This window comes from Salinibius halmophilus (assembly GCF_003577475.1).
In the GTDB taxonomy this organism is placed as follows: Bacteria; Pseudomonadota; Gammaproteobacteria; order Pseudomonadales; family Natronospirillaceae; genus Salinibius; species Salinibius halmophilus.
On sequence record NZ_QPEP01000005.1, the window covers coordinates 223,759 to 249,068 of the forward strand.

The window sequence follows — 25,310 nt, forward strand, 5'->3', positions numbered from 1 at the left end:
GTCTGCAAACATCCGCTGCGCGGATGATTTACAGACCTACCTCAACTCATTGTTGATAGACAAATCTATCACTCCGATCCAGGCCAATAGCTTTCGATAAACTCGTTCGGCACACTTAAACAAAAGAAGCAGTCAGTTTCACCGTCTTGCCAGACCTCTACCGCAATACTGAACTTCTGATCATTAATGCTGGTCATCTCACTGCCGCGTACATAATCACCAGCGCCAGCGGTTTTGGCTTGTTCAGGTGGCATAGCGTAGTATTCACCTTCGCCATTAAGCAGTGTTTCTCGGTATTCAGTATCCACCCATCCTTGCATACGCTCGGTAAGCTCACCAGTTAAAGACCATTTCGCTTGCATGGTCTCATCTAACAAATCGCCAAGCGATTCTTCGCCAAACAACGTCAGTAGCTTTTCAGGGTGCACATACAAACTCAAAACTGCATCGCCATTTTCATCCACTTGCAAGCCATACTTGTCGCCATTGGCGGCTTCTAGCTCAAACTCTGGTAAGTAGAGGGTTTCCGTGTAGCGATAGCAGCCAGCGCGAGTAACGGTATAAGTTTCGCCTTGCATGGTGGTGGGAATATAGTCGCGCAAGCGCAAGGTTATCTTATCGCCCACCCGCAAATCTTTGGGTGCGTTTAATGCACGTGGTGCTTTGCCTTTTTTGAATATGCCAAACATATGCAGTCCTTAACCCAAAAAGGCGCCAACCTAATGTGGGCGCCTGAGTGTTTCGATCAACCAGCGTTACTTCTTATCTTCGCTGGCCAATTCAGCTAGCAGGTTGTCAACATCACTACTGCCATTGCCTAGCGCTTGGTCAATTTCATTGTCCAAATTGGCGCCCTGCTCCATCTCAGCTAACCAATCTTCCGCATCAATTTGGTTTTCCCGCTGTTGTTGGCGCTTTTTAACTCGGTCCATGGCCGCTTGCGCGCGCTGCGTGCCACTATGAGCACTCGATACCGAATTTTTTAAAGAATGCTGAGTTTCTTGTAACCGCTCATAGGTTTTTGCTTTCTGAATCTCGCGTTTATTCTCTTCAATTGCCTTGGTGCGCTGACTAATCATCTGATTAATCTTGTCGATCTGATGATTCAACGGGGCAATTTGCTCGGCTAGCTCTTGTTTCTCTTTGGCTAGCTCAACCACGCGCTGGGCTGTCTTCTTGGCAAGGTCTTCGTTGCCTGCCGACAATAATTGCTTGGCCTTGTTGCGATAGTCTTGCTCATCTTGCTCAACGGTTTTGAGCTTGCGCTCCATCGCAATGGCTTCGGCTTTCAGCTTGGTAAGCTCAACTTTCGCTTTGTGAATGTTGGCTTCATCTTCGCGAATGGCTTGCTCGGCAATGGTGACTGCATTGCGATCTACCACGGCTTCACCGGCTTCATTGACTTTGCCTTTTACGGCCGATACTAAATTTGAAAATAAGCTACGCATGTCTACTCCTTGATTACGCTAATAGTTCGCTAGCACTGGCTAGTACATCGTCGTGATTGTCAAAATGTTGCTGAACCTCATAAATAGCGTTCTCAACAATGGTGTTTGGTGCCATAGAGCCATACAAAATATAGTCCGAATCAATTTTGCCGATTGCCGACAGCGGCACCACAGGTGAAAGCTTCAAAAACAGCTCATTCAGTGCTGCGGTATCATCTACTTCGCTTTCGTTGAATAAATGACTAACGACCATGATCGCTTCATCGTTAGCAGTTACCGATAGCGAAAAATCGTGGTCAGCACTTTCAACGACTAAGAGGTCGCCCTCGGCATGCGCTGCCAACCCAGCCTTTTGATTGATGGCGTACTCTAATTCCGTCAGTTTGCTCATGGTGTTTCCTTCTTTTGGCCAATGCCTTGATGAATGCTTCCAGCATACATGCAAATTTGAAAATAAACATGGCATCTAAGTCAGCATTAGTAATTTTTGATTCAGCTAACACATCAACGAAATTGATACAGCCATACAAAACTATCAATTATTCAAAATTGCTATAGGCGCATACAGTAACAAATAGCAGCGCTGCCCAACCTTTAATTGTTAGGAGTCTTTATATGTATATCTTAAGGAGGCAGGTTTGAATAATGTTCATCCATTACCGAGCTTGTCGCTCACTCAACAAGTGATCAACTATGGTCGGAAAAAGTCCGAGCAAGCTACCATCACCACCTTCCGCCTTGCCGCATGCGCTGGCGTGTTCATTGGCTTGGCTTATCTTTTTTATGTCACGGTAACCACTGGTGCGGGCAGCATGCCTTGGGGGGTTAGTCACCTATTGGGAGGACTTGCCTTCAGCACCGGCTTAATCTTAGTGGTGCTTTGTGGCGCAGAGCTCTTTACCAGCTCCATTTTAATGATGGCCGCTTACGCACAGGGTAAGGTGCGCTTACCCGTGATGTTAAAAACCTGGTTAATCACCTTGCTTGGCAATCTTCTGGGTGCAGCCTTACTGGTCGCCTTTGTTCGCATGGCAAACCTTGCCGCACTAAGCCATGGTGAGTGGGGCTTACAGGTGCTGGCAATTGCCCATCACAAGTTGTCGCATACCTGGCAGGAAGCATTTGCCCTAGGGGTGCTATGTAACTTAATGGTGTGTTTGGCGATCTGGATGTCATTTGCAAGCAAGTATGCTGGCACCAAAGCAGCCTTGCTCATCCTTCCGGTCGCGCTCTTTGTCAGTAGCGGCTTTGAGCATAGCATCGCCAATTTATTCATTGTGCCACTGGCTTGGGTTATCGACCCAGCCAGCGTGCAACCGTCAACGTTTATCACCCATAACCTAATACCTGTGCTCATCGGCAATATCGTTGGCGGCACGCTGATACTGGCCTTATGCCAACCAAACAAATCAATCCAACTTACTCGCCAGGAGGCACCTATGGATACGTTGCAGAAACACTATCTTACTCATCAAACTGCTGGCGATATGATGCGCACCCATCAGGTATTTATCGAAGCAGATACGCCACTGAACCAGTGCATGGCCAGAATGGTAAACAAGTCTATTCCTGCCATGCTGGTAATAGATCGCCATCAACATCTAATTGGATGCATTAGTCAAGAAGATATTCTGAGGTTCTACTGGTCTGGTGAGCTAGACGAACAAAGCTGGACAGCCTTGGATATGGCCAGACAATGCCCATCGATCACTGTTGACGACCCACTATTAACAACCATTGAGGCCCTTACTGTTAACCAAAGTACTCTGTACCCCGTCAATGACGGTGGTTTTTTAACAGGCGCCTACCTGCCTTTTTCTGAACGACTGAAACAAGCTTGTACAGCCCACTGCGCTGTAGCCGTGACTCAACAAGGCAATCTTGTTGGAATGATCACCGCAAACGAGATAATTAGGCAGTTTCGAAGCCAGGCAAAATTAACAGAATTAGCCAGCTAAGTCTGTTCCAGCACCTTTCGTTCGCGCCGCCTAAGCAGGCGGCGCCCTTCTGCAAGCAGGCAATCTCGCAATGGGTTCTCGCCTGCGTCAGTTCGCCAAATAAAGCTAATGTGGCGCTTCATATCCAGCTGGGGGGTTGGTAAAACCACGAGCTTTTTATTGCGCACATCGTGCTCCACGTCTAAATATGGAATAGCGCTTAAGTAACTCCCCGTTTTTACTAGCTCAACCAGTACAGGCACATGCTGATACTCTTTCCACACATCTAGGTTGTCGATTAAGCCATGTACGGCCCCATCAAAAATTCCTCGTGTACCCGCACCATGCTCTCTTAGCACCCATTTGGCTTGCTCTAATTGGGCAAGGCTAACCCGCTCTAACTGTGCGAACGGGTGATGTGGTGAGGCCACGACGACAAGGTGGTCAGTCATCCAGTTTTCTTGATGAATTCTGCTATCATCATTGCGGCTTTCAATAACGCCCACATCAATGTCGTAATTGAGCACCGACTCAATGACATGCTCTGTATTCTCAACCATCAGCTCAACCCGCAACTCTGGGAAGTCGGCATCAACTTTACTGATGAGTTCGGGTAACAAGTGCTCAGCGGCGGTCTGGCTGGCGCTAACACTAATCACGCCACTCACCAGCTGCTCATCATGCAAGCCCATATCAATTTGGCGAGCGTTCTGTAGTAGCGCTTTCGCTTTCGGACGCAGCCATCGTCCCCAATGACTCAGTGCTAGCCGATTGCCTTGGCGAATAAACAGAGGCCGGTCAAGCTGGCGCTCAAGTTGACTAAGCGACATACTGACTGCCGATTGCGTCATCGACAAGCGCCGTGCAGCGGCGCTTACGCTTTCCAGTTCAGCAACGGCGTCGTAAACTGTGATTTGTTTGAGGGTGTATCTAAGCATACCAATCTCCCTATCAATTTTACTGATACTAGAATAGTGCACCTAAACCATCCTTGGCTGATGCGTCGCAATCAATGTTACGAATTTGGCAGCTTTTTTTAAGTAAGAGTTGCTGGATTAAGCAGGCGCTCAAGTTCATCTTTCTTCATGTCCGTTTGCTCAAGTGCGACGTCAATAACAGGTCGCCCCTCTTTATAAGCTTGCTTGGCAATGTCAGCTGCCTTGGCATAGCCAATAATAGGGTTAAGCGCGGTGACTAAAATTGGATTCTTTGCTAGCGGCGCTTGCACCATCTCATGGCGAACCGAAAAGCCAGCGATGGCATCATCTGCGAGGGCGGTTAAACTGTTACCCAGTAACGCTATGCTTGCTAATAGGTTATCGGCGATGACTGGCAGCATGACATTTAGCTCGAAGTTACCGGACTGACCAGCAATAGCGATGGTGACATCATTGCCCATAACCTGAGCCGACACCATAGCTGCCGCTTCAGGAATCACTGGGTTGACCTTGCCCGGCATTATTGACGAACCAGGCTGCAAGGCCTGCAGCTCAATTTCTCCCAATCCGGCCAAGGGGCCAGAATTCATCCAGCGCAAATCATTGGCGATTTTCATCTGACTTACCGCGATGGTTTTTAAGCTGCCAGACAACGCCACCGCCGCATCCTGACTGGCAATATAAGTAAAAAGGTGTGGGCTAGGTGAAAACTCAGTGCCTAACTGCTGATTCAGCTTTTGGTTAAACGTTTTGGCAAACTCTTTGTGCGTATTAACACCCGTACCAACCGCCGTGCCGCCCATGGGCAGTTGCCGTATGCGAGCTAGCTGTTGAGTCAATTGCTGGCGATTGTCATCCAACTGATGCTGCCAGGTTGTCAGACTTTGGCTAAATTGCACGGGCATGGCGTCCATCAAATGCGTGCGGCCAGTTTTTACCACGCCAGCAAGATCGCGTGCTTTATCTGATATCACAGTGCTTGCATGCTCTAGGGCTGGCAATAGCGCCTGCTCTGTTTGCATCACTGCCGCAACATGAATGGCTGTCGGGATCACATCATTGCTACTTTGCCCATAGTTCACATGGTCGTTGGCATTGACCACTTCACCACTGCGTTGTGATGCAAGCCTTGCAATGACCTCGTTGGCATTCATATTGGTGCTCGTACCCGAGCCTGTTTGGAACACATCAACGGGAAAATGCTGCATGTAGTCATCCGCAAGTAGATGCTGACAAGCATCAATGATGGCGTCGGCGATTGTATCCTCAAGCGTTGCCAGCGATTTATTCGCCGCCGCCGCTGCCATTTTGATGTGAATGAGTGCTTCAATGAATGCTTTTGGCATACTGCGGTTGGCAATCGCAAAGTTGTTAATCGCCCGCTGCGTTTGCGCGCCATACAGCGCCTCTTGCGGCACTTCAACCTCGCCTAAACTATCACGTTCAATTCTGCTCATAACACCTCCTTTTCCTTAACCATAGCCTACGCGTTGCATTGGCATGGCAGATCGCCGGTTGCCCGCTACCCAGCAGCACTCTACTATGGCGCTATACAGTTTATTAGTAGGGAACGGTAGGTGAAAACGCGCGATCGGATCAAGCAGCTGGCTAAGCGGATCATCAATCCACCGGCAAACGAGTTACTACAGGCGAATGATGCGCAAGTGGATGCACGCATGCTGCCTACGCTTTGGCTACTTGGCAAAACTGGTGCGGGCAAATCTAGCTTGGTGCAGGCGGTCACGGGCAACACTGCCGCTGAGATTGGCTTAGGCTTTAAGCCCTGTACCCAAAGTGCTATGAGCTACCAGTTTCCGCAAAACAAGCCACTGATGCGCTTTTTAGATACCCGAGGCCTTGGCGAGGTTGACTATCAGGCACAAGCCGACATTGATGCCTGCCAAAGCGACAGTTCGGCCATTGTTGTGGTGATGAAGCTAGATGACCCCGAGCAAAGCAGCGTGCTGGCGGCCCTAAAGCAGGTGCAACAATCTGGCCGAAAACTTCCAGTTATTGTTGTGCACAGCGGTCTAGATTTATTACCTGAAGAGGAGATCCACGCTTGCCAACGGCATAATCAACAGCAAGTGGAGGCCGTTGTCGGTACTTGTGAAAACGTGGCGGTGAATCTCAATGGCGATAACATTGACCCCCTACTCACTCTACTCGCGCAGCAGCTCCCTTTTATTAGCCTTGGCCTGCATTCAAGCCAGTTGCAAGATAAAGAGTCGCAAAGCTTTCACACACTTCGCAACGAGGTACTTTGGTATGCAGGCGTTGCCGGTGGCAGTGACATCTTCCCCGTGGTTGGCCTGGTGTCGGTGCCCTCTATACAGGCCAAAATGTTACACAGCCTCGGCCAGCAATTTGGAGTTGAGTGGGGTAAACGTGAATACGGTGAACTTATTGGCGCACTAGGCGCTGGCTTTGGCATTCAGTATTCCGCTCACCTTGGTTTGCGCCAATTAACTAAGCTCATCCCAGCCTATGGCCAAACTATCGGCGCGGCATCGGCAGCGGCCATTAGTTTTAGCACCACCTATGCGCTAGGCCGAGTGGCAGCCAAGTACCTATTCCATAAAAGCCGCGGCGAGTCAGTGTCGCAAGACGAACTCAAAGCGCTATATCGCCAAGCACTGACAGTTAGCAAACAGGTAGCCGAAGATGTCGAAGACAAATAATCAGCTCGCGCAGGCTCTCAAAGGCAAGCTATTTTGGTTTGTTTTGCTGTTTATTGTCGGCACCCTGCCCACAGCAGCGGTACTAATAGTTTTTGGCGTGCTGTATGCCATAGAGCAGCAATGGCTATTGGTTATATTAGCGGTGTCGCTGATAAGTGTGGCACTCGTGTGGCTTGCTAGCCGCCTGTGGCTGCGCCGACTCAGCGCGCAAATGCCAGCGCTTGAAACGCAAGCCCCCCTTGGCCATTGGAGCGCATACGATGAAGAGGTTTGGCAAAAACAATTGCCCCTTATTAAACAACTGGTAGCAGATAACCCAGATTGGCGTGAGCTGCCTGCGGCAAGCCTAGAGATGATTCAAAACATTGCCCAAAGCTATCAAAAAAGTAACGAGTTGGCCTTTAGTTTGCCCGAAGCACTGCGCCTAACCGAGGAAGTGAGCCGGCGCTATCGGGAAGTATTGATTGCCCAAGTACCCTACATAGAGCAGGCGAAGCTGTCGTACATTAAAACGGGATTTGATAATAAAAAGTCGTTAAAAACGGGATTTAAAGCATATAAATTTACATATAATTTATATCGAGCCTACCGCACCATTAATCCACTGGCAGCGCTGGTAGGTGAAGCCCGCAACATCATTGTCAATCAGGTCGGAAAAAAGCTTCTTGCCGAGACCGACCAACTGTTAAAAACGGCCTTACTCGAAGAAATAGGCCGCACCGCCATCGACCTATATAGCGGGCGCTTTCAGGCCACACAGCAGCAAACCGCTGAGTTCACTCCGCCAGTAAACGCCATTACCATCAGCGTAATTGGGCAAGTAAGTGCCGGGAAATCTAGTCTAGTGAATGCTTTATGCCAGCAAATGAACGCCGAGGTGCACCGGCTGCCAAGCACTAATGAAGCTGCCGCCTACGAATGTGAGATTAGCCAAACCATGCGACTGCATTTAGTCGACCTTCCAGGTTTGGATGGCACTACCAAGCGTGAAAAAACACTATTACAAGCCGTGCAAAACAGTGATCTAGTTATTTGGGTGCTGAAAGCAAACCAGCCTGCGCGCCAGCTAGATCGTCGGTTTAAAGCCCAGATTGATGCGTACTATCAAGATCACCCGGACAAGCTCGCCCCGATTCAGCTCGGCGTGCTTAACCAAGTAGACCTGCTAGCGAATCTTGCTAATGCTACCGACTCTATTGAACAGAGCATGCTAAACAGTGAGATTGTTCAACAGGCATTGGCTTATAATGAGGAATTGCTGGCGATGCAGGTGATTCCAGTTTGCTTAGCCCCTAACCCGGTCAACTTAAACTCGCTGCTCGCAAGTATTGAATTGTTATACGAGCAAGCGGTGAATACCCAGCTAAACCGCCAACGCCGTGCCAAAGTGCCTGGCTTGAGTGCTCAGGCTCAACGTGCTGCCACACTAAGCAAAACCTTGTTCCGCCGATGGCAGCGGTAACTACATTACGTCGTATGGATCACCATCGCACCATACCGCGCCATCGCGATATTCGTAGCGCAAAAACTTGCAAACTTTAGCGTCAGTAAGTACCGATGGCGTGAAGATCGCAGCGTTCATACCCTGCTGATCGCGCACCGAAGGACAATGCACACCTGGTAAGCCGCGGTCGTGAATTAATTTGCCAAACTGCTGTGAGGTACCATAATCACGCGGGTCAAAGACATTAGGGTGAGTGGATAGCCCATTGCTTAGATTAATCAGTGCCGCGTTGCAGTCAACCGTGTAGACCTTGCGCTCAATTTGGCGGCCATTGTCAAGCGCTTGGGTATCGCGCAGCAGCCCATTTACCCAATGATATCCAGTCTCATAGATAGTGGTAGACAGCTCATGGCACCCATACCACACGCCCCACTGGCCCGTAGAAAAGCGGCTAGCGCCTGGATTGGCAAAGGGGTATTCGATTACTTGGCGAAACAGGGCATCCTCAAAGGGTCGGTCAATCACAGGGCAACTCGAGGTAAAAATGCTCTGCTTTACGGCCATTTCACACTGCGCGGCTACTTGCTGTTCGCTCGGGTCATCGGATAAATCATCAAACAAATCTTGCGATACCTGCAGCGAGACAATGTTGCGGTACAAAAGCTGGCGCACTTCAATGAGCGTTAAACCATCCAAAGTAAGCTCATTTACCATTATTGGCCCCGCTGCACGTCTAAGTAGTGCTTCACCATATGTAAGCCTAGCAAATGATATTGCAGCATTACATCCAATGGACGCATACCTTGAAACGCCAAATTTGGCCGAGTAATCCAGCCGTATAGCAAGTCTGGTTGACCAGGAAACAGCAAACGCAGGTTCTTGTGAATGCCTAATAGCAAACCAGCGCGGTCCAACTTGTCTTGATCATTGCTAAACGGTTTAGTTTGCAGCGTACTAAGCGCTCGCCGATTGCTAGGTGAATATCCCAATAAGCGCAATTGCTCATCGGTCTTTAACTGCCAATGGTCAAATAGCTTAAGTAGCATTTTGCCAAGAGAAAGGCGCTGCGCCTCATCAAAGTTGGCTTGCGTGTTGTCATAAGGATGACTCGGCTGAGCTGTCATCAGATCACCTACACTGAGTGTTTTATTTACAACAGTTAGTGTAGCATATAACACAATCATGCAAAATGGTTTGGCTGGTAATTGCTAACCTGTATCAACAACAGCACCAGCAACACTATGTAGCCTAGCGAACTGTGAGCTGAGATAACTAGCCAACAAAATTACGGCCCAAACAGAAGTAACCGTTAGCCAAAAGCTAGCTCGGCTGCTTATAGGGTTTCTCACGAACGATCCAGAGCGTGCATTTTTACGTGCGCTTTAAGCTTTTTTAACGCCCATTCATAGTGGCTCGGCATCGTCGAAACACAGTAGCTGCCTAGCGTTGTTGTGCCAGTCCAGTCGAAAAATTGTTTTGTAAAAAGCGCTTCTTCAGAATGCTTTTTCACTAATTCATGGGCAGCACTATGACTCTGCTGCACCAAAAGTTTTGCGTCATCCAAGCTTGTTGTTTGATGCTTTTGCCAAATTTCGATATTCATTTGCCCGTAGGTTTTCCAGTTATATGGCTCAGGCAGAAAGCTAGCCTTTTTCCCAGCCATATTCGAAGCCTCCCATCGAAGCAGTAATTGGTGCCATTCATACAGGTGCACCAACACATCACGAAGGTTTCGGTCACGACTCCAATGCTGTTCTTTTTTGCTTTTGTCGTTAGAAAAATCAAATTCTGTGTTCAGAGCCGCGCCTGACATCGAATCGATATACTGAAATAGCTTGGAAAATGATTCTTCGGCTTGTACAACAAGTGCTTCCTTAGTTTTCGGCCTTGCCATCCTCAACTCCTTTTATTAACAATGGATCATCAACTGCGGGCGTTATGCCTAAAACTAGTTATGCGCAGCACTAGATGAGGCAATTGATAAGTTTCAAAGTACAGCAAATACCAGCAAAAACCTATGTGGTGGATGCATTCCTTTGACATGCAGCAAATCCATAAACCTATCATGCTGCTGTGATTGGCAGTGGACAGACATCCATGTCCGCAAACACCCGCTGCGCCGGTGATTTACGGACCTACTTGAGTTGAAATGGTGTTGTAAGCGAGTTGTACCGTTCTAATCAAGGTAGCGCTGAAACATCTCTTTGACCGGCACCTTGGCTTGTAGCTTGGCGGCGATTAAATACAAGCCGGCAACCTTGCGGTGAATGAATAAGGCATCAACGGGTGGGCTATGCCAGCCACTTTTGCTTTCGCGCATAGCCTGACTAATAGCAATGCCCTGCTCTCTTATGCGTTTAGCTTGATCGCTGGCGGCAAAATCGAAGTCACCATCGCTACGTAGCGCTTCGGTGGCCAATACAAACAGTTCAACGACCTGCTCTTTGTAGCTAGTTGGAATATCGGCATTGAAGTAGCCAATTTGTTCGGCCGCTTTGGCTATTTCGCCTCGGTCGTTGTGGTAACCAGCGTTTAATAGCTTACGGTAACCATGGCTCACCACATCACTAATTTTACGAGTGGCACCGAAATCGAGTAAAACAATGGTGCCGTCCGCTTGCACTTGGTAGTTGGCCGGGTTTGGGTCGGTTTGCATAAACTGCAATTCAAGTAACTCACGCAAGAACAACTCAATTAGCGCGGTGGCAAATTGATCGCGTTGGGCTTGGCTGGCTAGTGAATCAATGGGCTGGCCATTAACGAACGCCATCGCCAACGTGGTTTCGGTGGTTAATTCATCATAGATATGTGGAATGGCAAAGCGGTCGTCGCCATCTAACAGTTTGGCGTATTGCTTCGCCATTTCGGCTTCATGGCGGTAGTCTGCTTCCATTTTAAGCTGAGCTTTGGCCTCATCCACCAAGCCACTTTCTTCAATTCCGGCTGGCAACAAACGCGCCATGCGCAGCAGGCTCATGACATTGTCGACATCGCTGTCGATACTGCGCGACACCCCTAAGTATTGCACTTTAATGGCCAGGGTATCGCCGTCGTGCGAGTTGGCTTTGTGCACTTGACCAATAGAGGCAGCACTGAATGGGCGCGGCGAAATGTACTGCACTCGGCCTTGCCAGTCGCCACCCCAAGCATTATTCATAACCTGAACAAACTGCTTGTATGGCATTGGGTCGGCATCACTGCGTAAACGCTCTAGTAAAGCCGCCAGTTCTGGCGTGAGTACCTCACCGGCATCCATTGATAGTAACTGACCAAGCTTCATTGCCGCACCACGCATATGCGCCAGCTGGGTAACTAAGCTGTCTATATTTTTGGGTGTCAGCAGCAGGTCGCCAAACTTTGGCCTATTACCTGTGGCTAGTTGTTTGGCGCCGCCCGCTAGCACGTTACCAGCAACCTTGCTGGCAAAGCCGCCAAGTTTACTCATGCGAGCTAAGCGTGAACTAGGAATAGGTTTTGAATCGCGCACGAGCGTCTCCATTAATAGGTGGCTATCTGTTAGCTTGTACGCTTTGGCGCAAGCACAAGTTCTATGGCGCTAAGAAAAACTGACTCTGCTCTAAGTTCAGTAGTTTTTGTTTGAGCGCTAGCCCACCACCGTATCCAGTCAAACTCCCATCGCGACCAATCACGCGATGGCACGGCACAATGATTGCGATTGCATTAGCACCATTGGCGGTCCCAATAGCGCGCACCGCTTTTGCATTACCGATGGCCTCTCCTATCGCCTGATAGCTAGTTGTACTGCCGTAAGGTACATCTAACAATGCTTGCCAAACCTGTTGTTGAAACGCGCTACCCAGAAGTTTAAGGGGTAGGTCGAACTCGCGACGCTTACCGAGCAGGTATTCATCTAGCTGAGTGCGTGTGGCAGCAAGCAGCGGGGTGTCTTGCTCGACAAACTCGGCATTGGCAACCCGTTTTATCCGCTCATCAACCTGAGCACGCAGTTTTCGGTAGCGAAAATCACATAAACACAGCTCATTATTAAGGCTACCCAACACAAACTCAGCCAATCGCGTTTTGTGATATTGAATTTGAATGGTCTGCATGGTTGCCTCATGTGTTTTTATACAGCAACACAGTTATAGCAGAACCTTTTATAGCAAAACAAGTAAGACAAAATAAACACAAAACGCCTATCTTTACGTACTAGTCTACTGACAGCCTGTAACTTATTGGGCTAACAACTTTTTTGCCCAAATATAAAAGGAGGGTACATGACTAAGGTATTTGTAACCGGTGCTTCGGGCTTTATTGCCAAGCACGTCGTGCGTGAATTATTAGAAAAAGGCTATGAAGTGCGGGCGTCGGTTCGCTCGCAGAAACGTAAAGCTGAGCTAGAGGCGTTGTTTCCTAATCACACGCTTGAATTTGCCTTTTTGGACTTGGAGAAGGATGACGGTTGGCAAGAAGCCATGACCGGCTGCGACGTGTTAATGCATACCGCTTCCCCCTTTCCACTAAGCCAACCGAAAGACCCCCAAGTACTGATTCGCCCGGCCGTTCAGGGTACCTTGCGTGCTTTAAATGCAGCGAAAGCAGCAGGCATAGAACGAGTGATCCTTACTTCTTCATGTGCCGCCATTTATAAAGATGCCAACAAACCCGCTCAGCAGGTGTCGGACGAATCTAACTGGACCACACCAGATCACCCTTCAGTGAGTGCCTACGAGGCATCAAAAACACTAGCCGAAAAAGCCGCTTGGGACTTTGTTAAAGACAATCCAAACATGGCGCTTACGACCATTAACCCGGGTGCAGTATTTGGCCCACCAATGGATAGCCGCTATGGCACATCACTTGAGCTGGTTGAGCAATTAATGACAGGTAAAATCCCGGTCGCCCCTCCAATGGACCTTGTAGCCGTGGATGTGCGAGATGTTGCGCGCATGCATGTTGATGCCATTACCCTAGAAGCAGCAAAAGGCGAACGCTTTGCCGCTGCCGCGGGCGCCCATTCAATTTTAGAAGCCGCTAATATGCTGCGCGCTTGGGATGCTTCAGTAAAAGCACCAAAGAGCGAAGCACCAGGCTGGTTAATCAAAGCCATGGGGCTATTTTCCGGCGATGCCAAAATGATGGCTCAAAGCCTTGGTCGCACCCTAGCTGTATCGGGCGATAAGGCCGAAAAGACCTTTGGATTCACTTTTATCCCAGTTAGCACGTCAATTGTCGACTCGGCCAAAGCAGTCAAACAATACGCTAACCGTTGAGCATCTCACCGCAAGGCTCAACTAGTGCGAGCTAGTTGGGCTCTGTCGTTAAAGTTGGTATCAAAGCAATGTATTCATCTGGCAGTGTCGTGCGTATGTTACTGTGGCAATAAATCATAAAGGGCAATATCGCACGTGTTGGAACTTCGGCAACTCAGCAAAGGCTATCAACAGCCTGATGGGTATCTATCAGTACTCAATAATGTCAGCGGCGAGCTAGCGTCTGGCAAATCGGTCGCCTTATTGGGCGAAAGTGGTAGTGGCAAAAGTACCTTGTTGCATTTAATCGCCGGGCTCGACCAACCTGACTCGGGTGAGTTACTGATAAACCAGCAGTCGATGAGCCAAGCGACACGTAAGCAATGGGACACGCTTCGAAGAACGCAATTGAGTCTTGTTTTTCAAGATTTTCATCTCATACCAACGCTTACCGTAGCCGACAATATTCGCCTGCAAGCACGCTTAGCTGGGCGACTGGACGAAGCGTTTATTGCACAATTGATAGAACGCCTTGGGCTTGGCGATAAGCTCAAGCAATTACCAGACGCCTTATCTGGTGGTCAGCAGCAACGAGTTGCCATTGCACGAGCACTAGCCCATCGCCCCGCGTTAGTATTAGCCGACGAACCAACTGGCAACTTGGATGAGCAAACGGCCAAACAGGTGATGACTTTATTCCTCGATTGTGTGAAATCGGCCAACAGCAGCTTGTTGATGGTGACGCATAGCCCCACTATGGCGCAGTACCTTGACCAGCAATGGCATCTTGCAAACGGCTGCTTAGCAATAGCCGGTACAGACCGTGAAGCCGATCGCCATGTTTAATACACTGTGGCTTTGCACGGCTGTGCTGCTTAGCCATTATCGCCGCCATATTGGCCAAGGGCTATTTTTGCTATTAGGTTTGGTACTAGGTGTGGCGCTATGGAGCAGCGTCACATTAATTAACAGCCACGCCAAAGCCAGCTACCAAGACGCCGACCAGCTTTTGGGCACGCAAGCAAAGTACCTAATTCGCCCTGGCTTCAATGGCAGCGATCTAGTGCCAGAAAGCATCCTCGTCGAGCTTTCCAACGCAGGTTTTACCGGCCTGTACCCCGTTCGTGAGCTAAGCCTGATGAGCGAGTCGGGCGTGGCACTGTCTGTTATCGCCAGTAATCTAGAGCAATTACCCGGTGCACAAGCCACTTTTGCCCCATTGCCACTTTATACACTGGTACCTGCCAGCATTGCTGAGCAGCTGTCGGTGCGCAACCGACAAGCCATAAAGCTTGCCAATGGCCAGTTTCTGCCGCCTGCTGTCATCATTGACGACCAGGCTGGCAACCAACTGATCACTGATTTGCGTTATGCTGGCCGCCTTACCTCATCAGCTGGTTTTACCTATATTGGCGTGCCCGCGCTGAGTAACCAACGCATTGCCGCCTTACAAGCGAGCCTACCCGATTCGCTGCAACTGGTGCGCAATCAGCAAACGCTCGACCTGCAAGAGTTAACCGACAGCCTGCATATTCAGCTAGGTGCTTTGGGTTGGTTGGCATTCGTTGTTGGACTTTTTATTGTTTTCAACGCAGTGCGCTTCTCGTTGCATAGCCGCACGAAAACCATGCAAACCCTGCGCGAGCTTGGCACCCCTACCGGTATCATTGCCCTAGCCATTGCTATTGAAGCACTACTTTGGGCATTACTGGGCACAACCCTAGGCGGTACGGCGGGTTTTTTACTGGCCAACTTATTGTTGCCAGCGGTGGCAGCTAGCTTGCAGAGCCTGTTTGGCGCCGTGGTTAGCCCAGCGGTTACTTTATCTGCCGCACACTGGTTACAAGCGGGCCTTATGACGCTATTAGGGGTCGTACTCGCCATTGCTGGTCCACTTTGGCTCAGTGCCACCCAAAAAATCAAACATCAGCGCCAGGAAAAACTGCCCGTTATATTGCTAGTGATTGCGCCATTGTTGTTACTTGTTAGTGCGGTGTTAGCCGCCAATGCCAGCAAGGTGACCACTAGTTTTGTGATGCTTACCTTCACATTATTTGGCTGTGCACTACTGCTACCCGTTGTGTTGTATCTAGCTGCCAAGGCGATAACGGGTGTAATTCCTCAGCGTTTTTGGCGTGTGCGCTGGGCAGTCAGTGATATCTTTGCACAGCTGCCCCACTTGCGCATTGCTATGATGGCTGTGCTATTGGCGTTGGTTGCCAATATAGGTGTGAGTTTGTTGGTCGGCTCGTTTCGGGTAGCACTGAGTGATTGGTTAACGGTGCGGTTATCGGCCAGTGCCTATTTACAGCCCGAGGTAGACATTAATAATTACCGCCAAAATCCTGAAGTGCTCGCCGCTCATACACGTTATGGGGTAACCGAGCGCTGGCAAGACCGTCCTGCCGAAATTCTTGGCGTGAACACCAGTGCGCCGGATATGCGTGCGTTGCCAATGGAATCCGGTGAGAGAGTGTGGCAAGCCAACAGTGTATTAGCTAATGAGCAAAGTAAACACCTTGGCGGTGCCAAGCTTGGTGATACCATTGAATTAGCCACTGAAACAGGCCTGCAGCCGTTTGTGATACGCGGCTTCTTTCATGATTATGGCAACCCTTATTATTCGTTTTATCTGGCGCAAGATACGCTATTGCAGCACTGGCCGAACGCAGAGCCACTTGGCCATGCTCTATGGTTAGATGCGCCGGTAGCTAACGTGCTAAATGAGTTGCCCGCAGAGTTGTGGATTGATCAGACTGAGCTGCTATCAATAGCCCTCGCGATTTTCGACCGCACCTTTGCCATAACCGGCGCCCTAAATACACTTACCTTCGCCGTGGCAGGCATTGCCTTATTCGCCGCCCTACTCTCGGTTCACCAACAGCGCATGCAACAATATCAGCAATGGCGAGCGCTTGGAGTAAGTGGTAGAGAGTGGCTAATGATTGTGACCGCCCCGATTGGCTTAATGGTGCTACTTACCTTTGCTGTTAGCGTGCCCATCGGCATCTGGTTATCGGCATTATTGATTAACGACATCAATGTAATCGCCTTTGGCTGGAGCATGCCACTTAACATTTTATGGCAGCCCTTTGCTTGGTTACTGGGCTTTACCGTACTCATGTTTGCTCTGAGTAGCGGCATCGCCGCCTGGCGGGTGCACCGGATGTTGTAGGCGTTATGCCCGAGTGGGTCGCCCTCGTCATGCCCGAGTGGGTCGCCCTCGTCATGCCCGAGTGCTTTTATTGGGCATCTAGCCCCTTTAAAAAACACCCATCCGCTAAAGTTTAGGTCGCCCTCGTCATGCCCGAGTGCTTTTATCGGGCATCTAGCCCCTTTAAAAAACACCCATCCGCTAAAGTTTAATTTCTGGCTGGCTCGCCGAGCGGGTGCCGGCGATGGGGTAATTGCTTTCACCGTGATAGGTAAACACCAGTGATAACTTGGTGAGCTCGCTATGGTTGCGACTTGCTTTGTGTAACAGGCGGCTATCGAACAGCAATACGTCGCCTGCATTCAGTTCAATACTGACAGATTTCTCAAGCCAAGTAAGGTTAGTAGTAAAATCGGTTCGAAAGAATTTCTTTTCATCGAACTGGTTACTGGAAAATACAGCGGCATGGCTGCCAGGAATAACCTGCAAGCCACCGTTTTCGGTGCGTTCATCACCAAGCGCTAGCCACATACTCACTAACTGTGGCTGCTTAAACTGCCAATAACGAATGTCTTGGTGCCAGCCGGTATCACTTGAATACCGCGGCGACTTTGTCATTAAGCAATTGTGATGATTAGGGTTTAACCAAACTTTTTTAGCGGGGTCAGCGTCATTCACCAGTGGCGCCAGCCAAGCTTTTGCTTGCGCACTGGTTGCCCAATCAAGCCACACTTTTGAACGTTCCGTGGCTTTTAATAGCCGGCGAACCGTGTCACCGCCTTCTGCGTTTGCCAAGGGCGCCCCTGGGTAACCCACAGTGGCTTCAAGTTCCATGGGCTGCTCTGGGTGAGCGAGTTGACGCTGTGCCTCTGCTCTAAGCACGGCTAAATCATTGAGTGCTGCGCCAGGCAGTACCAAATAGCCATATTGTTGAAAAAAATTGATCTGAATTGAAGTCAGCACTTCACCACCACTCACGATTGAGGCGGGCGATATTACCCAGTTTTCCGGTAATACGCGAGTGGTAGCGAGGTGCGTCATGCCCGAGCGGGTTTATCGGGCATCTATCCACGGATAATACGCAACACCTGCCTCATCAAGCATTGGTTGTAAGGCTTCAATGCGTTGGCTAAAGCTTTGCCAGTCGCGATATTGCGGCACACTCCAACCCAACTCGGCAACGCCCATTAACCTTGGCCAAAGGCGGTTATCGGCAGTGGCATTATCATGAACAAGCTCCGACCAAAGTGGTGCTTCTATGCCTAGCACGTTGTTAAAGTCGGCTGGTTCAAACGAGTACAAGCGCTCGAGTGGCACACCATCTTGGCGACACCAGGTGTAGGTATTTGGTTGCCCAGCGTAGTTGCCATGATCGAGGTAGGTATACGAGCACGGCGAGAGAATTTGGCGATGACCACGTTCAATGGCTGGTGTTAGGTCGAAGTTGTCGTTCCACCATTGAAACACCATGCTCGTGTCGTTCATCACATGCTTGCCGGCTTCTTCCCACGCCACGGCCGAGCGGCCTTTGCTGGCTACGTAGTCAGACGCATACACCATAAACTCACCATACAACGGGTCGCGGATTTCATCGCCACCAATATGAATAAATTCACTTGGGAATACATCTACCATGGTATCAATCACGGCTTCTACGAATGGCTTATACACCTCTGGTTTGGTTAGGCAAAGCTTACTGAAACCAACCCGCACACCAGAGTAAGTACCTAGGTTGGTGACACCATCGCAAGCAAGATCGTTGTAGGATGCAATCGCCGCTTGCGTATGCCCAGGTAAGTCAATTTCCGGCACTATGGTCACGCCGCGTTCGCTTGCATATTCCACTAGTGCACGCATGTCTTCGCTACTGTAATAGCCTGTTCGTCCACCTTCTACAGCACTATTACCCCCCACTTCTACCAAACGCGGATAGTCAGGTACTTGCAAGCGCCAGCCTTGGTCGTCGGATAGATGCAAATGCAATTTGTTGAGCTTGAACATGGCCATGCGGTCTACATGGGCATACAAATAATCGATGGGATAAAAACTGCGCGCTACATCAATCATGCTACCACGCCAACTGTATCTAGGTGCATCGGTAAACGCGGTTTTAGGCAAGCTAGTGCCATATTGCAGCACTATCTGTTGCAGTGTTTGAGCGCCGTATAGCAAACCAGTATCATCGGCTGCACTAATCGTGATGGCATCATCAATCACTAGGCGATAGCTTTCCGGCGTCAGTGATGTATCACCTTGCAGGGTGACAAGAATATCGCCAGTCGTGGTAAACGTTTCGGTCAACATTTGCGCCGCAACCGACTGATCTCGGCCTATTATGGTGACGCCATCCGATACATCCAGCGTACCAGTGATAAACGCATTGGCATTGGGAGCAGGCACAATATTGACGATACTAGCAATCGCGGGTGCGGGCGCACTAGCTTGCTCAGTGCTGCTCTGGCTACCACAAGCCACAAGCATTACAGAAGCCAGCGCAGCAGCGGTTAGCGAACTAGCAAAAGAAGTAGAAACACGCATTGAGTTATCCTTATTGTTGTTCCTTGCGTGGGGAAGTGTTGGCGCTATCAAATAGCGCCAACCAACAGGTTATTGGTTAAGCGCTTGCTCAACATCGGCAATAATATCGTCGATATGCTCAATGCCTACCGAAATACGCACCAAGTCCTCGCTCACTCCAGCCTTAGCAAGCTCTTCTGGGTTGAGCTGGCGGTGGGTAGTCGATGCCGGGTGACAAGCCAATGATTTGGCATCGCCAATATTTACCAACCGTAAAATCATTTGCAGCGAATCAATAAACTTAGCGCACGCTTCAAAGCCGCCTTTAATACCAAAACTCAAAATACCGGAGGCCTTGCCACCGGTGATCTTCTCGCATGTGGCTCTGTATGAACTATTGGCCAAACCAGCGTAATTTACCCAAGCAACTTTTGGATGCTTCTCTAGGTATTGTGCTAGTTTTTCGGCATTTTCGCAGTGGCGTTCCATGCGCAAGCCCAATGTTTCTAAGCCCTGCATAATTTGGAAGGCATTCATTGGCGACAACGCCGCACCTGTGTTGCGCAATGGCACCACTCGACAACGGCCGATATAGGCAGCTTCGCCTAGGGCTTCGGTATAGACCACACCATGGTAAGACGGGTCTGGCTCGTTTAATACAGGGAAGCGCTCTTTATTGGCTACCCAGTCAAACTTACCCGAATCGACAATCACACCCCCTACGGTAGTGCCATGGCCGCCAATGTATTTGGTTAGCGAGTGCACCACAATGTCTGCACCATGCTCAAATGGGCGGCATAAGAAAGGGGTGGCGACGGTATTGTCGACAATGAGCGGCACGCCATGTTTGTGGGCAATTTCGGCAAGGCGTTGCAGGTCCACCACGTTGCCGGCTGGGTTGCCGATCGATTCACAAAATACCGCTTTGGTTTTGTCATCAATAGCGGCTTCAAAGCCCTCGTAGTCATCGTGCGATACCATGCGGGTTTCAATGCCTTGACGTGGCAACGTATGAGCAAATAAGTTAAAGGTGCCACCGTATAGCTGGCTGGTGCTGACAATATTGTCGCCCACTTCGGTTAAGCACTGAATGGCATAGGTAATGGCCGACATACCCGAGGCAACACATAGTGCCCCCACCCCACCTTCCATAGCCGCCATGCGTTTCTCTAGCACGTCGTTGGTTGGGTTCATAATACGCGAGTATATATTGCCCGGCACCGCTAGGTTAAATAGATCGGCGCCGTGCTGGGTGTTGTCGAAAGTATACGACGTGGTTTGGTAAATTGGTGTGGTAGCAGCTTTCGTGGTTGCTTCTGATTCATAACCTTCGTGTAGCGCCAAAGATTCTAATTTCATTGTGGTGACCCTTTGCCTGTGTGTGCCAACAACATAGCTCAGTTAGGAAAGAATCGCATTAGCTATTTTTTCGCCTCTGGCTTTTTATCTGGCACGTCCTCATACCCGGTAATCATGGCTTTTAAGTGCTGCCCTACTGTCTCGCCGGTGGTGATTAAGTAGAGGTGTGCAACAAAAAATAAAATAATTATAAATGCGGCCACAACATGCAGCGTGGCAATCTGCTCAAGCCCTAAACCAAACTCGCCTAGCCACTGAACGAATGGCTCGTTGTAGAAGTAATACAGCATGCCGGTAATCCAAATAAATGGCAGCATAAACACTTTTAAGCTTAGGTAAGCCAAACGCTGCAATGGATTGTGTTTTTGCTGCTCACTTGGGTGAAACGGTGCCGGTGACCCTAAAAATATGCCTCGGGTGTAGTACACCACCTGCGCCACAACCCCTTCTTTACGTGGAATATAGTGGCGAAACTCGCCCGTGGTAAAGTGCCAAAAAATGGTAAACACCCAAAGAACGATCAGTGTCCAGGCACAGATTACGTGTACATCTATCGCCAGCTCAAAGCCAAGCCAACTATAACTACCACGTATCTCAAAGCCAGTAACCCCCATAACAATCATTAATAGGGCCTGGGTCCAATGCCAAAAACGTTCATAGCCTTTAAATAGCTTTACCCTCATGAGCGTCTCCTCGCAAATATCCAGCGCAACAGGCCATGCCCTAATACGGCGGCAATCGTGAGCAATACTATTAGCCATGCGTAGCGGTCCAGCCAACCATTTTGCATCGCACCTGGCAAATACACCCCTGCCACTTTCGCCATTCGACCATCTTTTTGGTGGCATTCAATGCAGGTTAGCGCGTCACTAGCTGGCGCAACGCCGTGGTTTAAGCCGCTATATGTAAGGGTGGTGATAAAATCGAAGTTACCTGAATAGTTCATATTGTAGGTATTGGTCGCAGCATCAATGGCAGCCCCCCAGTCATAGCCATTCCAAAGTGCTGAGCGGTCGCGCCCAGTAAGCTGCATAGGCAATAAGATTTCATTGTCGACGTCGTAAGGCAGCTTGCTGGTAAAAGTATGAAACGGGAAGATTCGCCCTGATTGTTCGCTAGTTGGCGCGGTAATAGCCATACCCTCTGCAACAGGGTCCCCGACTCGGGTGCGTTGATAGGTTCCGTCGTGCCAAGCGTAGCTTGGCAGCAGCGCTTGCCCATATGCCATAGCACCTTTGGCGCTGTCGTAAACCACATTGCCATTGCTGTCATATTGGCTAAACGGGCGTTGCTTGCGATCCAAGATGCCAGCAGCCGACCAGTCCCAGTTAGTTTTGGTGGCAATACCGTTGCGCGCATATCTTGGGATATGACAGGTTTGGCAAGCAACGACATCCGTGTGGTCGTTGAGCTTTTCATCCTTCATTGGTCGATTGCCATGACAAGACACACAGGTTGCCCGGCTACCCTCTAGGGCACTCACAGGTTCAGTATCTAGTGGGCTTTTCCCGCTGTAGCGGCTCCCTTCAAACTCATGGTTATTGCTTTGGTGGCAGTCGCTGCATTCAAGCCCAGCACCTTCTTTACTCATGTGAACATCTTGCGCAACAGTCGCGTTGACTAAACCACTGTCTAGGTCACCATGTTTGGCACCATCGGCGCCACCATCATAAAAGTGACAACTGCCACAGGTTTCTATCGAGGTGTCGCCAACGCTTAACACCATTTCGGTAAGCGTAGAGGTGTAGCGTGGACCTTCGCTGTCAACTCGCGCTTGATTCGCTTTACCACGGTCATCATGACAAAGCGTGCACTCGGCGCCGTCTTGGTGAAACTTTTCAAAAAAGTAATCACCAGTGGTGTCGTGACAAATCAAGCAATCTACCGGGCCGGTATCTATGCTAGTCAGCGTGGAAGCTGACAAACCAAAACCAATATGGCAACTGCCACATTCAGCGGCGTTGCTACCAACGTTGTTGTAATAACCGTTAACAATATGCAGCTTGCCGATGGCAGCTTGCGTGCTGTCGTCGAGCTGCCATTGCCAATGTATACTTTTATGTAACTGGTCTTCGGCTTGGTTGTGGCAGCCAACGCATGCCTCGGTTACGGCTTCTAGTGAAGTGAAATTTTGCTTGAGCACATCAAACTGACTGTGATCTGCCGTTGCTGCCCACAGCGGCAAAGCCAGCACAAGCGCTAATGAAAAAATGACCTGTTTCATAACGCCTCCTAGAATTCGCCAGCGCGCTCAATTGGAGGAATGGCAACGGCTTCGCCTAGATCGGCAATGCTGTCGTGCAGCAACTGCAGTACATACTGACCATTATGCGCCCAAGCGCCGTGGTCTTTAGCTACAAATTGGTAGTTGTAAGCCGCTTTCACTAAGCGTGGCGACCATGATTTATAGGCATTCGGGTAAATGGCTTCGCCGGGGTCGTTGACGCCATTACCATTGCTATCGTTAAAGAAATAAGGATAAACGCCGCTGTCGTACAACACGGGCGCTTCTAGCACCTGACTGGCGTAGTCTTGCATGGTGGCGTAAAGCAGTTCATGTAGCGTTTCCACTTCCACTTTAATACCACTTTCTTCCCCGTCACCATCGTAGTCGAGTGTGCTATTTTTACTGCGAATGCTGGCCCAATCCGCTTCGGATGTTGCATCGCGATGGCAGTCACTACAAAGGTTAACTTTCACTTGCGTACTGTGGGCGCGGTGGCAATCGTTGCACTGGGTAGCAAAGTCGTCATGATAAAAGAAACCTACGTAATCTTTGCCCGCATATTCATAACCACCACCAGCTTCTTTGCCAAACCGCGTAGCCGCTGCTGGGCTGTAGTGCACATTAATAAACTTCAACACTTGGTGGATTTGGTCGGCTTCAACCGCTGCCTCTGCCACCATTTCATCAACCGAAGCACCACTGGCTCTGCCTTGGTGACAGTCCATACAGCGCGCGTCGGCTTCAACTCGAGTGACAGAGCTACCTGAAGGGAATCGAACTTCGGTCATATTGCTTACCGCTCGATTATGGCAGGCCGTGCATTGCACGCCTTCAAGGCCAGGTGCCTTGGCGTCTACTTGGTAGGGCGTGGAGCCATCAGCACCTAAATAATCCAAATGGCCGGTAGTTGAATGACAAGCAGCACAGCGCTCTGGTACTAGTTTGTCGTCTTCCTCTTCCCAATGGTTGAAGGCTGGTGAATCGAGGTCGGCATGCGGGGAGTTTACCCAAGACTGATAAAACGGGATATCGATATCACGGGTTTCAGCACTGCCAAGTGATGCTAGCAACAATGCCAACAAGCAGATAAAAAAATACCGCATACCCCTACTCCTTTTAAGCAAACTATTAGGGTAAGTGTATGAAGTAGATTGTTTTCCTGCTGTTACTGAGCCTGACCTAGATCAAGGTGTCCGCGATTTTCCTATTATGACAGCTGATTATTTGTTCAAAAAAGCGAGTACGGCATCGCTCATTCAACTTGGTAGAGTGTTTCTACAGCATCTCTGAACGCTCGTTTGATGTCTTCGAACGCCAAGCTATTGGCATAGTATCCTTCAATTTGGCGCCATGCCCCATCTCGATACAATGCCCACCATTGCACTTGGTAAGCATCTGTTTCATGGCTAACGCCAGTGTGACCATAATATTGAAGCTTCGTATGAGGGTTGCTTGATATAACAAACCCGTCCAGCGCACCAAACTGCTCACGTGAAAGTTCAACTGTGCCAATGAGTTCGCCAGTTTTGGTTGTAACCCTACCGTTATTAAAGTTAAGCACGCAGCTGTCATGCTCTGTGCAGTGAATGCTGGCCGTTGTTAGCTCGTTAATGACCGACTGGTTGGTTGGGCAATTTGGTTGCGTACAAGACCCGCTGGCCAACCTTGCTTTTTGCGCCATATTGTTAGGAATCGGCATCTGGTAGGTCAATAAGACAGCTTCACTACCGTGACCAAAGCTTAGATCACTAACAGCCCGATATCGCCCTAGCTGACACACGACGTCGCAGCGGTTTTCATTGGGTAAAACTACCGTACCGGATAGTGCAAAAAATTCTTGCACTTCAACCGGTTGTGAAACACCACGGTACGATACAACTTCTTCGTTGTTTAAATAGTAGGTAGCCGAAGCAACTCGCTGATTATTGGCATAGCCAAACGTGCGCTCAACTAGATCATAGTCGCGTTTTACAGGTAAACCATCTTCCATGACCACCAAGGCTAGTGGTTCGTTAAAAGGGCCCGACCGCTCCAAGGTATTACAAGTAAAGGTTGCATTATGCTTTCGGTAACAGAACTGCTGTTCGGGCGACACTTGCTGATATGAGAGCGATGCGTATGTTTGATAAGCACGAACATTTAGGTCGGTATAGCCAAACTCATCAAAAATAACGCTAGGCGATGGGCTAGGAAGCACATTTGGCGTTACGCGATTCTCGTTTGAGACTGTTTCAGTGCAGCCAGCTAACCCAAAAACGACAACCCATAGTGGTGCCACAATCCTTTTATTCATTGCACTTCCTTACCTGCCACAAGGCTGATTGACAAAGCACTAGCTTACCGACTGGATATAAACTAAAGCTGAATTCACCATTGTATGCCCGCTACTTCA

23 protein-coding genes are annotated in these 25,310 nt (G+C 49.5%); 6 read left to right on the forward strand and 17 right to left on the reverse strand.

The window, feature by feature from the left end; translation table 11 throughout:
• Positions 1-68 precede the first annotated feature (68 nt).
• The 3 genes from DUW71_RS07595 to DUW71_RS07605 form a co-directional block, all read right to left on the reverse strand.
• Complete coding sequence (locus DUW71_RS07595; RefSeq protein ID WP_119394647.1) at positions 69-689, reverse strand: hypothetical protein; 621 nt, start codon at positions 687-689, stop codon at positions 69-71.
• 66 nt (positions 690-755) lie between these two features.
• Positions 756-1,448: a PspA/IM30 family protein gene (locus DUW71_RS07600; protein ID WP_119394648.1), complete on the reverse strand. Its 693-nt coding sequence runs from the start codon at positions 1,446-1,448 to the stop codon at positions 756-758.
• A gap of 13 nt (positions 1,449-1,461) precedes the next feature.
• Entirely contained in the window at positions 1,462-1,839 is a 378-nt protein-coding gene (locus DUW71_RS07605; protein ID WP_158583921.1) for a DUF2170 family protein, read from the reverse strand.
• Positions 1,840-2,086: 247 nt separating this feature from the next.
• On the opposite strand from DUW71_RS07605, the gene DUW71_RS07610 reads away from it, so the two are divergent.
• Positions 2,087-3,406, forward strand: coding sequence for a formate/nitrite family transporter (locus tag DUW71_RS07610; RefSeq protein WP_119394650.1), 1,320 nt, complete (start codon positions 2,087-2,089; stop codon positions 3,404-3,406).
• On the opposite strand, the gene DUW71_RS07615 is transcribed toward DUW71_RS07610, so the two are convergent.
• Entirely contained in the window at positions 3,403-4,323 is a 921-nt protein-coding gene (locus DUW71_RS07615; protein WP_119394651.1) for a LysR substrate-binding domain-containing protein, read from the reverse strand. The genes DUW71_RS07610 and DUW71_RS07615 overlap by 4 nt on opposite strands.
• A gap of 98 nt (positions 4,324-4,421) precedes the next feature.
• On the reverse strand, positions 4,422-5,780 hold the full coding sequence (locus tag DUW71_RS07620; protein WP_119394652.1) for a class II fumarate hydratase: 1,359 nt from the start codon (positions 5,778-5,780) through the stop codon (positions 4,422-4,424).
• A gap of 120 nt (positions 5,781-5,900) precedes the next feature.
• Here DUW71_RS07620 and DUW71_RS07625 point away from each other — a divergent pair, with 120 nt between their 5' ends.
• Both DUW71_RS07625 and DUW71_RS07630 read left to right on the forward strand, forming a co-directional pair.
• Positions 5,901-7,004 (forward strand): YcjF family protein, encoded by a 1,104-nt coding sequence (locus DUW71_RS07625; protein ID WP_199671174.1) that lies wholly within the window; start codon positions 5,901-5,903, stop codon positions 7,002-7,004.
• The gene (locus tag DUW71_RS07630; RefSeq protein WP_119394653.1) at positions 6,988-8,466 is read left to right on the forward strand and encodes a GTPase family protein; all 1,479 of its coding nucleotides are present in this window, start codon (positions 6,988-6,990) and stop codon (positions 8,464-8,466) included. Before DUW71_RS07625 ends, DUW71_RS07630 begins: the two co-directional genes overlap by 17 nt.
• Here the strand turns inward: DUW71_RS07630 and DUW71_RS07635 are convergent, their stop codons facing one another.
• From DUW71_RS07635 to DUW71_RS07655, 5 genes are all read right to left on the reverse strand, one after another.
• Positions 8,467-9,162, reverse strand: coding sequence for an RES family NAD+ phosphorylase (locus tag DUW71_RS07635; RefSeq protein ID WP_119394654.1), 696 nt, complete (start codon positions 9,160-9,162; stop codon positions 8,467-8,469).
• Positions 9,162-9,572, reverse strand: a complete 411-nt coding sequence (locus DUW71_RS07640) for an MbcA/ParS/Xre antitoxin family protein (protein WP_158583922.1) — start codon at positions 9,570-9,572, stop codon at positions 9,162-9,164. Before DUW71_RS07640 ends, DUW71_RS07635 begins: the two co-directional genes overlap by 1 nt.
• A gap of 221 nt (positions 9,573-9,793) precedes the next feature.
• Positions 9,794-10,342, reverse strand: coding sequence for a ClbS/DfsB family four-helix bundle protein (locus tag DUW71_RS07645; protein WP_119394656.1), 549 nt, complete (start codon positions 10,340-10,342; stop codon positions 9,794-9,796).
• Between the two features lie 282 nt (positions 10,343-10,624).
• Positions 10,625-11,935 carry an ABC1 kinase family protein gene (locus tag DUW71_RS07650; protein WP_199671175.1) on the reverse strand — a complete coding sequence of 437 codons (1,311 nt, stop codon included), beginning with the start codon at positions 11,933-11,935 and terminating at the stop codon, positions 10,625-10,627.
• Between the two features lie 61 nt (positions 11,936-11,996).
• A complete protein-coding gene (locus tag DUW71_RS07655; protein WP_119394657.1) occupies positions 11,997-12,518 on the reverse strand; it encodes a methylated-DNA--[protein]-cysteine S-methyltransferase in 522 nt (173 codons plus the stop codon).
• Between the two features lie 168 nt (positions 12,519-12,686).
• On the opposite strand from DUW71_RS07655, the gene DUW71_RS07660 reads away from it, so the two are divergent.
• The 3 genes from DUW71_RS07660 to DUW71_RS07670 all read left to right on the forward strand — a co-directional run bounded on the left by DUW71_RS07660 (position 12,687) and on the right by DUW71_RS07670 (position 16,836).
• Positions 12,687-13,682 (forward strand): SDR family oxidoreductase, encoded by a 996-nt coding sequence (locus tag DUW71_RS07660; RefSeq protein WP_119394658.1) that lies wholly within the window; start codon positions 12,687-12,689, stop codon positions 13,680-13,682.
• A 135-nt stretch (positions 13,683-13,817) separates the two neighbouring features.
• Entirely contained in the window at positions 13,818-14,507 is a 690-nt protein-coding gene (locus DUW71_RS07665) for an ABC transporter ATP-binding protein (protein ID WP_119394659.1), read from the forward strand.
• Positions 14,500-16,836 carry an FtsX-like permease family protein gene (locus tag DUW71_RS07670; protein ID WP_119394660.1) on the forward strand — a complete coding sequence of 779 codons (2,337 nt, stop codon included), beginning with the start codon at positions 14,500-14,502 and terminating at the stop codon, positions 16,834-16,836. The genes DUW71_RS07665 and DUW71_RS07670 overlap by 8 nt, the downstream gene beginning before the upstream one ends.
• A gap of 180 nt (positions 16,837-17,016) precedes the next feature.
• Here DUW71_RS07670 and DUW71_RS07675 read toward each other — a convergent pair whose 3' ends face one another.
• From DUW71_RS07675 to DUW71_RS07705, 7 genes are all read right to left on the reverse strand, one after another.
• A complete protein-coding gene (locus DUW71_RS07675; protein ID WP_119394661.1) occupies positions 17,017-17,856 on the reverse strand; it encodes a phytanoyl-CoA dioxygenase family protein in 840 nt (279 codons plus the stop codon).
• Positions 17,857-17,868: 12 nt separating this feature from the next.
• Entirely contained in the window at positions 17,869-19,353 is a 1,485-nt protein-coding gene (locus DUW71_RS07680) for a beta-N-acetylhexosaminidase (RefSeq protein WP_119394662.1), read from the reverse strand.
• A gap of 69 nt (positions 19,354-19,422) precedes the next feature.
• Positions 19,423-20,691 carry an O-acetylhomoserine aminocarboxypropyltransferase/cysteine synthase family protein gene (locus DUW71_RS07685; RefSeq protein WP_119394663.1) on the reverse strand — a complete coding sequence of 423 codons (1,269 nt, stop codon included), beginning with the start codon at positions 20,689-20,691 and terminating at the stop codon, positions 19,423-19,425.
• Positions 20,692-20,753: 62 nt separating this feature from the next.
• Positions 20,754-21,374 carry a cytochrome b/b6 domain-containing protein gene (locus DUW71_RS07690; RefSeq protein WP_119394664.1) on the reverse strand — a complete coding sequence of 207 codons (621 nt, stop codon included), beginning with the start codon at positions 21,372-21,374 and terminating at the stop codon, positions 20,754-20,756.
• A complete protein-coding gene (locus tag DUW71_RS07695; protein WP_119394665.1) occupies positions 21,371-22,915 on the reverse strand; it encodes a tetrathionate reductase family octaheme c-type cytochrome in 1,545 nt (514 codons plus the stop codon). The genes DUW71_RS07690 and DUW71_RS07695 overlap by 4 nt, the downstream gene beginning before the upstream one ends.
• Before the next feature lie 8 nt (positions 22,916-22,923).
• Positions 22,924-24,021: a multiheme c-type cytochrome gene (locus DUW71_RS07700; RefSeq protein ID WP_119394666.1), complete on the reverse strand. Its 1,098-nt coding sequence runs from the start codon at positions 24,019-24,021 to the stop codon at positions 22,924-22,926.
• A 149-nt stretch (positions 24,022-24,170) separates the two neighbouring features.
• Complete coding sequence (locus DUW71_RS07705; RefSeq protein ID WP_119394667.1) at positions 24,171-25,211, reverse strand: hypothetical protein; 1,041 nt, start codon at positions 25,209-25,211, stop codon at positions 24,171-24,173.
• Between the last annotated feature and the right edge of the window lie 99 nt (positions 25,212-25,310).

What these genes read in the sequence shown, in the direction of transcription:
- DUW71_RS07680 (WP_119394662.1), bottom strand. Translation starts at nt 19,353, where the DNA reads ATGCGTGTTTCTACTTCTTTTGCTAGTTCGCTAACCGCTGCTGCGCTG.
- DUW71_RS07655 (WP_119394657.1), bottom strand. Translation starts at nt 12,518, where the DNA reads ATGCAGACCATTCAAATTCAATATCACAAAACGCGATTGGCTGAGTTT.
- DUW71_RS07620 (WP_119394652.1), bottom strand. Translation starts at nt 5,780, where the DNA reads ATGAGCAGAATTGAACGTGATAGTTTAGGCGAGGTTGAAGTGCCGCAA.
- DUW71_RS07640 (WP_158583922.1), bottom strand. Translation starts at nt 9,572, where the DNA reads ATGACAGCTCAGCCGAGTCATCCTTATGACAACACGCAAGCCAACTTT.
- DUW71_RS07670 (WP_119394660.1), top strand. Translation starts at nt 14,500, where the DNA reads ATGTTTAATACACTGTGGCTTTGCACGGCTGTGCTGCTTAGCCATTAT.
- DUW71_RS07630 (WP_119394653.1), top strand. Translation starts at nt 6,988, where the DNA reads ATGTCGAAGACAAATAATCAGCTCGCGCAGGCTCTCAAAGGCAAGCTA.
- DUW71_RS07685 (WP_119394663.1), bottom strand. Translation starts at nt 20,691, where the DNA reads ATGAAATTAGAATCTTTGGCGCTACACGAAGGTTATGAATCAGAAGCA.
- DUW71_RS07615 (WP_119394651.1), bottom strand. Translation starts at nt 4,323, where the DNA reads ATGCTTAGATACACCCTCAAACAAATCACAGTTTACGACGCCGTTGCT.
- DUW71_RS07690 (WP_119394664.1), bottom strand. Translation starts at nt 21,374, where the DNA reads ATGAGGGTAAAGCTATTTAAAGGCTATGAACGTTTTTGGCATTGGACC.
- DUW71_RS07605 (WP_158583921.1), bottom strand. Translation starts at nt 1,839, where the DNA reads ATGAGCAAACTGACGGAATTAGAGTACGCCATCAATCAAAAGGCTGGG.
- DUW71_RS07675 (WP_119394661.1), bottom strand. Translation starts at nt 17,856, where the DNA reads ATGACGCACCTCGCTACCACTCGCGTATTACCGGAAAACTGGGTAATA.
- DUW71_RS07660 (WP_119394658.1), top strand. Translation starts at nt 12,687, where the DNA reads ATGACTAAGGTATTTGTAACCGGTGCTTCGGGCTTTATTGCCAAGCAC.
- DUW71_RS07695 (WP_119394665.1), bottom strand. Translation starts at nt 22,915, where the DNA reads ATGAAACAGGTCATTTTTTCATTAGCGCTTGTGCTGGCTTTGCCGCTG.
- DUW71_RS07600 (WP_119394648.1), bottom strand. Translation starts at nt 1,448, where the DNA reads ATGCGTAGCTTATTTTCAAATTTAGTATCGGCCGTAAAAGGCAAAGTC.
- DUW71_RS07595 (WP_119394647.1), bottom strand. Translation starts at nt 689, where the DNA reads ATGTTTGGCATATTCAAAAAAGGCAAAGCACCACGTGCATTAAACGCA.
- DUW71_RS07700 (WP_119394666.1), bottom strand. Translation starts at nt 24,021, where the DNA reads ATGCGGTATTTTTTTATCTGCTTGTTGGCATTGTTGCTAGCATCACTT.
- DUW71_RS07645 (WP_119394656.1), bottom strand. Translation starts at nt 10,342, where the DNA reads ATGGCAAGGCCGAAAACTAAGGAAGCACTTGTTGTACAAGCCGAAGAA.
- DUW71_RS07705 (WP_119394667.1), bottom strand. Translation starts at nt 25,211, where the DNA reads ATGAATAAAAGGATTGTGGCACCACTATGGGTTGTCGTTTTTGGGTTA.
- DUW71_RS07635 (WP_119394654.1), bottom strand. Translation starts at nt 9,162, where the DNA reads ATGGTAAATGAGCTTACTTTGGATGGTTTAACGCTCATTGAAGTGCGC.